Below are 6,553 nucleotides of genomic sequence, written 5' to 3'. Positions count from 1 at the left end.
CTCAGTCGCTTAGCCGAACTTCACGGACGACGACGTAATGGCAACCGGTCGAGACCGAGGATCGGAGAACCCGTACCTGTGCATGCGCATCAAGCGCGACAACAGTGGCTGGGACCCGATCCGCGGACTACCATTAGGGCCCGCGGACAGAAATCCGCTTTCGATGAGGCCGGAGCGATGACCGCACCCCGACCATCAGTCGCCAAGACGTCGAAAAAGTCCTTGCCATGCGGACGCCATCCAGCGATGCACAGGTGTGCCCCCCACGGGAGTCAACAAGGATCAACGTTTACATCTGCTGACTATTGTTGACTTCCGTCAGCTCCCTCCCCGCACTATCGTTAACACGTGGACAGCAAGGGTGTCTTCGGCCGAAGAAGCGCCGACCTTGCGTGAGGACGATCTGGCATTCTGGCAAATTCAACCTCTCCAGCTTCTTCAACGGACCAAGCGTATGGCCGGACTCCTTCCAGCCGAATTGACAAGCAAGAACGACGAAGATGAACCGTGCAACCGTCGGCACTGAGTTGAAGCAAGAGTTCGGTGTCTTCTGAACCGACCTCATGCCACACGCCACCAGGCCATCGTAAGTTCGGTCGAAGGGTCGGCCACGGGCGATCACGCTGGCTCAAGATCAGTGCCGGTTTCCTCCGCGCTATCGCGGATTTGGCATTTTGGCAGTCGGGGGAAGATCGCTGCCTGTAATGAAAGAAGGCGAATATGTAACTTTCCTTCCCTGCCTGAGCCTCATCTCAGGGTATTGCCCGGTAGGATCGGTTTGCAGCCAGGTAGCTGTCAGGTTTGTCGCGCGAATGGCGCGCGACCTCACCAGGGACCGCAAAGCTGCGGACAACACGATGATCTTCAGTCCTTCACTCCGCTGGCACCAACTACGACCCCATTTACCGACTTATCGATCGCGGTTTCGCTTTCGTAACCGAAATCGCAACTCTTAGTTCGGACGCCAATGTGAACATTTTCCAGAGCGATGACCTGGCCGGGCGGTACTTGCCGAGTCCGATTCACGTACTTGCGGACAAACTGACGCGGAATCTGGCCTGCATCCGCACGAACCCCGGTCTTTTTGCTTTTTCGCCGATGAGCGTATTCGAGGCAGAGCATCGCTGCGCCGATTGCCCCACGCCACGATTTGCAATCGGGCCATCGCGGTCGCGATATGGCTTTCATGAGGTTTCCGAAAGCGTGTTGCAAATCCAAATTGAAATCAGTCGTGCCGGGGCGCCGGCGACTTCATGTTGCAGATTGATCAGGTGGAATATTGAACTGTGATGAATGAAAACGCGGTCAGCGTCGTCGCTGACAACCGCTTGGCGTGTCGTGACCAGACTGACGTTGAGGCTAGCCGCGTATGGCTGAAAGCACGGCTTGAGGCGCTCGCGTTGAAGGCGGCGGATTAACCCGGAACGGAAAGTCTAGCTGATGCGCGCGGCATGCCCTGTGCCGGCGCATCACAAATGGGCCTCTCTTGAGTATCAGGCGCAGCCCAGCGCGCTTTACGTAAAATCCGCGGATGTCATACGACCCAGGATAGTTACCATTTTGCTCTGATCGAGCTTTGGCATTTTGGCTTTTCGGCAGCGCCGCCGTCAATCCAGCTTCGATTGGGGGGCGCGCCCGGTTGTCTTGAGCATGAATCCGAACATGAGACGGATCATTTGAAGACGTATGCACCTGTCAAAATGCCAATATGCCAGAATTGCCGGGACTAGGCCTAAAACCAGTCCCGTAGCTCCGCATTAACGGCTTTTGACATTTTGGCATTTTGGCAGGGCCGGTGCTCCCCGATGATGAAAGAAGGCCAACACGAAAATTTCGACCAATCTTCCCTGCCGGAGCCCTTATCTCGGGGTGTTGCCCGGTAAGGTCGGTTTTCCGCCGGGTAGCTGTGAGGTTCGTCGCGCGAATGGCGCGTGACGCGTGACCTCACCAGGGACCGCAGAATTGCGGAAAAACCATATGGCCAGACAAGCTAAGCCCAAGCAGGAGCCGAAACTCAACCAGGCTAACGTGCACGAATTAGGGGCCGATGCCCCCATCATGATTGGCTCGGCGGAGGCATCGGGAGCGGAGCGTCCCGATGCCTCCAACACCGACGGGTGGCCGACCTTCGATCCTTCGTTTCTGTTGCCGACGACGTCGCCGGCTCCGCGCTTCCCGGTTGAGTCATTGCCGGCGAACCTTCGTTCGCTGGTTGTAGATTTTGCGGAGGCCCGCTTGCTCTGCGCCGACTATGTCGCGGGCTCCATCTTGACCGCCTGCTCGGGCGCGATCGGCAACCGCGCCCGCCTTCTGACATTCGACGGCGATGCAGAGCCCCTGGCGGTGTTCACCGGCCTTATCGGGCCGCCGTCAGTCGGCAAATCGCTGGGGATCAGTGTGGTTGAACGGCCTCTTCTTGCGATCGAGCACGAGATGCAGAAAGCGCACGGGTTGATGCTGAAGGGGACCGAGCACAAATTCCTGGAGAAATTCGACCGAAAGCTGCGCGAAACCGTCGCGCGGCGCCTGTTGCTCGAAGGCATTCCGATGGAGAACGAAGCTTCCGATGGAGATGGTGTCGTCGCGGCGCCCGGGATCATTCTCTCGGAGTTCAGTGGTGCCGGCCTGCTGGATGAGCTTCGCACCGGAATCGATGGCCGCATGATGCTCTCGCACGAACTCAGCGGTGCGTTGGCGTTCGGAGCATCAAATCAAGGTCTCCGGTCGCGCGGCCTCATCCTGAAGGGCTACGATGGCAAGCCGCACGTCGTTCGCACCAAGAGCGAAGGGAAGGTTTTCATTCCGGCGCTTCTGGTCTCAATTTTGGGCGCGACGCAGCCGAGCCGACTTCCTGCGCTGCTGGGCGACGCTCACGACGGATTGGCTGCACGAACGTGGTGGATCTATCCGGACGTCGAGCCGCGCGTCCAGTTGCCGCGCGCACCGGGGCCTGTCGAACGATTGTCGGCACTCTTGAGCCGTCTTTGGGCGGGATGCAGGGGCACGCAAATTATGCGCCCTGCGTCATCGAGGATCTGATCAACAAGGGCTACGACTATGGGGCGCTTGCGCATGTGCATCAAGCCGCGGTTCTCAATGAGCGGCCGCATGTCGTCTTCTGCGGCAACCTGCAAGGCCGACACATCCGCGAAAGCGGCCCGAAAGGCGCTTCGCCTGTCGCGGTCGAGGACGGCCAGGTCGAGGCGATCTCGCCGCTCCACGTGGATTGCGTGCGCTGGATCCATTTGCCGGTGCCGGTGGGCTCTTGCAACGCATCGGCCGACGCCATCGATCGCGTGCGCGCGGCAATCGAGAACGCCGTGGCGCGCAACGCGCAAGGCCGTCTTTTGGCATGCAGGGTTGAGTTGACCGGGCAGACAAAGCTGCACGGCGAGTTGCTCGCGTCGGCGGATCGCCTCCTTGCAGAGGCGCGGGCCGCCGCTTTGGGCTTGGGCGAGGAGACGGCCTGGATCGAGCGCCTCGTTATCGCGACCGCAAGCCCTGACGCCTCAGCCTCCCGCAAGGACGCTCTGGGCGATTTGCAGCGGATGATCCAGGGCGCCGGAGGCGATGCTGACCTTCAGGCGCGGCTCGCGTCGGAGCTTGGCGATCTCGTCCGCAAGCTGCCCCACGATATCCGAGCGGAGTCGAGCGACGCTGCATTGAAGGCCGCCATCGATGCCGACATCGCGGGCGTCATCACGCATGCCGGCGCGTATCTCAATGCACGCCTCGCAGCAGAGAAGGTGTAATCCGATGCGCATCCGACAGCTTGATCTTCTCAAGTATGGGCATTTCACGAACGCCACCATCGACCTTCCGGCTGGCAAGCCGGACTTCCAGATGCTGCTCGGCGAGAATGAGGCCGGCAAGTCCACGACCATGGGCGGTGTCGAAGATTTGCTCTTTGGCATCCCGGCTAATTCACCGCGCAACTTCCTGCACGAGTACAACGCCATGCGGGTGGGAGCGCTCCTGGAGAAGGGCGTCGAGACGCTCAAAGTGCGCCGCCGCAAAGGCAACAAGGACACGCTGCTGGGTGATGACGACATTCCGCTCCCGTCGGGCGAGGGGGCGCTCGCCCCGTTTCTTGCGGGCGCGGATCGCCGCTTCTACACACGGATGTTCAGCCTCGATCATCCACGCCTGCAACAGGGCGGCAAGGACATCTTGCAAGCCCAAGACGATGTCGGCCAGATGCTGTTCTCGGCGAGCGCCGGCATCACGGGCCTGCGCGAGACACTTAAAGCCATGGAGGCTGAAGCCGACGCGCTTTGGGCCTCGCGCCGGGCGGCGCACCGCAAGTATTTCCAGGCGGAAGAACGCCTGAAGGCAGCCGAAGCGGGCTTGCGCGAAAACGTCGTGACCACAAGCAAGTGGCAGTTGCTCAAAAGCACCTTCGAGACATCGAACGATGCACACACCGCGATCGAGCAGGAAATCGAGCTCAAATCGGCGGAGCTGAGCAAGCTCAACCGCATTCGCCGTGTGTGCCGCGACGTACGCAAGCGCGCGGAGACGCAAAGCGCCATTGAGACGCTCGGGACCGTAATTGCGTTTGATGCCGATGCCGCCCGAATCCTGGAGGCGGCGGCGGCTGATGAAGCCGCGGCCACCGCGCGTATCGTCGCCTTGAGCGAGCAGATTGCGGCCCTTGAGGTCGAACGGGGAGCGCTCAACTTCGATGACGGATTGCTCGCGCGCGCCGAAGACATCGCGCAACTTCGTGATCGCCGCATTCAGGTCCGGGCCGGCAAAGCCGATCTCCCCAAGCGGCGGGCGGAACTTGCGGCGGCCGAGGCGGCACTCCTTCGACTCGCCGCAGAACTCGAATGGAGCGGTGACCTCGATCAGGTGATCGGGCGGATTCCCGCTAAGGCCAAAGTGGCCGCCCTTCGCGGCTTGCTCAATCGGCGCGGCGCGCAGTCCAGCGCGGTTGAGAATGCAAGAGGGGCCGTGGCCGAAGCGCAGGAGAAACTCGCCGAGATCGAGGCCGATATCGAGGCGCTCGGCGCACTGACCGATGTGTCCAAGCTCGCAATGACCATCAAGGCTGTCCGCGAACTCGGCGACCTTGCCGGCCAGATCGCCAATTCCAAGCGCGCCGAGCAGGAGGCGCAGGCCGCGATCGAACGCGCGCTGAAAGCCTTGCGCCCGGCGGTGGCTGAATCTGCCGTTCTTGGGTCCATGCACGTTCCGCCGCTCGCTGCCGTTGAAGCCCACCGTGATGCTTGCCGCGGCCTCGAACAACGGCAGCAGACCTGCCGCGAACGCATCCGCCATGCACAGCAAGAACGCGCACGGCATCGCAAAGCCCATGAGCGCCTGATCGCCGACGAGCAACTCGTCTCGGCCGATGAAATTGAGCGCTTACGCGGCCGGCGCGACGCGGGCTGGTCCATTATCCGGCGGCGCCACCTTGAGGGCGCCGCGGTTCCGGGAGATGAGGTTGCGGCCTTTTCCCCGTCGGGGGTGCTCGCGGAAGACTTCGAGACCGCGATCCAGGTTGCGGATACGGCGGCGGATCGCCGCTTCGAGCATGCCGGCGCGGCCGCGCAGCTCGCGGTCATTGGCCGGCAGATCAGCGAGCAGGACGATTTACTGGAGTCCTTGGGCCTGGAAGAGAAGGCGCTGGAAGAAGAGCGCACGAAGCTCGATGTTGCTTGGAGCCAATTGTGGGCTGGCGTCTTCGCCGCGCCCGAGACCCCGGACGTAATGATCGAGTGGCTGCGCGCACGCTCCGATATCCTGGAACGCATCGCGGCACGCGGCGCAGCCGAGCGGGATACGAGCGCCTGCCAGCAGCGTGTGGCGGAGGCCAAGCGACTCGTCCTGGCCGAACTTGGCGCGCTGGGTCTCTCCACAGATGCGCTGTCCGGCCAGCCGCTCCTTCTGGTCGTGGAGGCCGCCGCTTCGGTGGAACGCACGCATGAAACCGCCGCCAAAGCCCGGCGCGATCTTGATGCCGCGTATCACAAGGCGGCAGGCGCCTTGACGCGCAAGCATAAGGATCTGGAGAAGGCAGAGGCTGAATGGAAAGCGTGGACGGCCGAATGGGCTTCGGCACTGAAGACTCTGCAATTCCCGCTGACAGCGGCGCCCGAGACCGCGGAAGCGCAAATCAATGCCCTCGACGATATGCGCGAAACTTCCGTGCGCATCAATGACCTCAGGCATGAGCGGATCGAAAAGATCGAAAGGGATACGATGGCATTCGAGGCCAACGTGGCCGCATTGGTGCAGGCCATCGCGCCGCACCTGCACGGCACCGATGCCGAGGAAGCCGTATTGAATCTCGATCGTCTCGCAGCCGAAGCTGCGCGTGTTCGCGATCTCAAAGCCGCCAAAGAGACAGGCATCGGCGGCGTTCAGAAGAAGATCGAGGAATGCCGCGCATCGAGCGCCGAAGCCCGCGACATCATCGCGCGCTTACAGCGGATGGCTTCGGTCTCAACCATCGACGACCTGCGCACCGCCATCCGGCGTTCATATGAAATGCGTGCGATGACTGGAGAATTGGATCGCCTCACCAAGGCGCTGACACAGGATGGAG

At 61.8% G+C, this 6,553-nt stretch carries 3 protein-coding genes; all 3 read left to right on the top strand.

The features are described 5' to 3' along the window. Positions 1 to 1,962: 1,962 nt before the first annotated feature. The gene (locus JHD07_RS29175) at positions 1,963 to 3,039 is read left to right on the top strand and encodes a DUF3987 domain-containing protein (RefSeq protein WP_291628461.1); all 1,077 of its coding nucleotides are present in this window, start codon (positions 1,963 to 1,965) and stop codon (positions 3,037 to 3,039) included. A gap of 182 nt (positions 3,040 to 3,221) precedes the next feature. Further along, positions 3,222 to 3,752 (top strand): hypothetical protein, encoded by a 531-nt coding sequence (locus JHD07_RS29170; protein ID WP_291628460.1) that lies wholly within the window; start codon positions 3,222 to 3,224, stop codon positions 3,750 to 3,752. 4 nt (positions 3,753 to 3,756) lie between these two features. Beyond that, positions 3,757 to 6,553, top strand: a 2,797-nt coding sequence (locus tag JHD07_RS29165; protein ID WP_291628459.1) for an AAA family ATPase, incomplete at its 3' end; no start/stop codon positions are given.

The sequence above is a fragment of the Bradyrhizobium sp. genome (genome assembly GCF_016462955.1).
Lineage (GTDB): Bacteria > Pseudomonadota > Alphaproteobacteria > Rhizobiales > Xanthobacteraceae > Bradyrhizobium.
The sequence above is the reverse complement of the archived record's forward strand: the minus strand, read 5'-3'. Positions and strand labels throughout refer to the sequence as shown.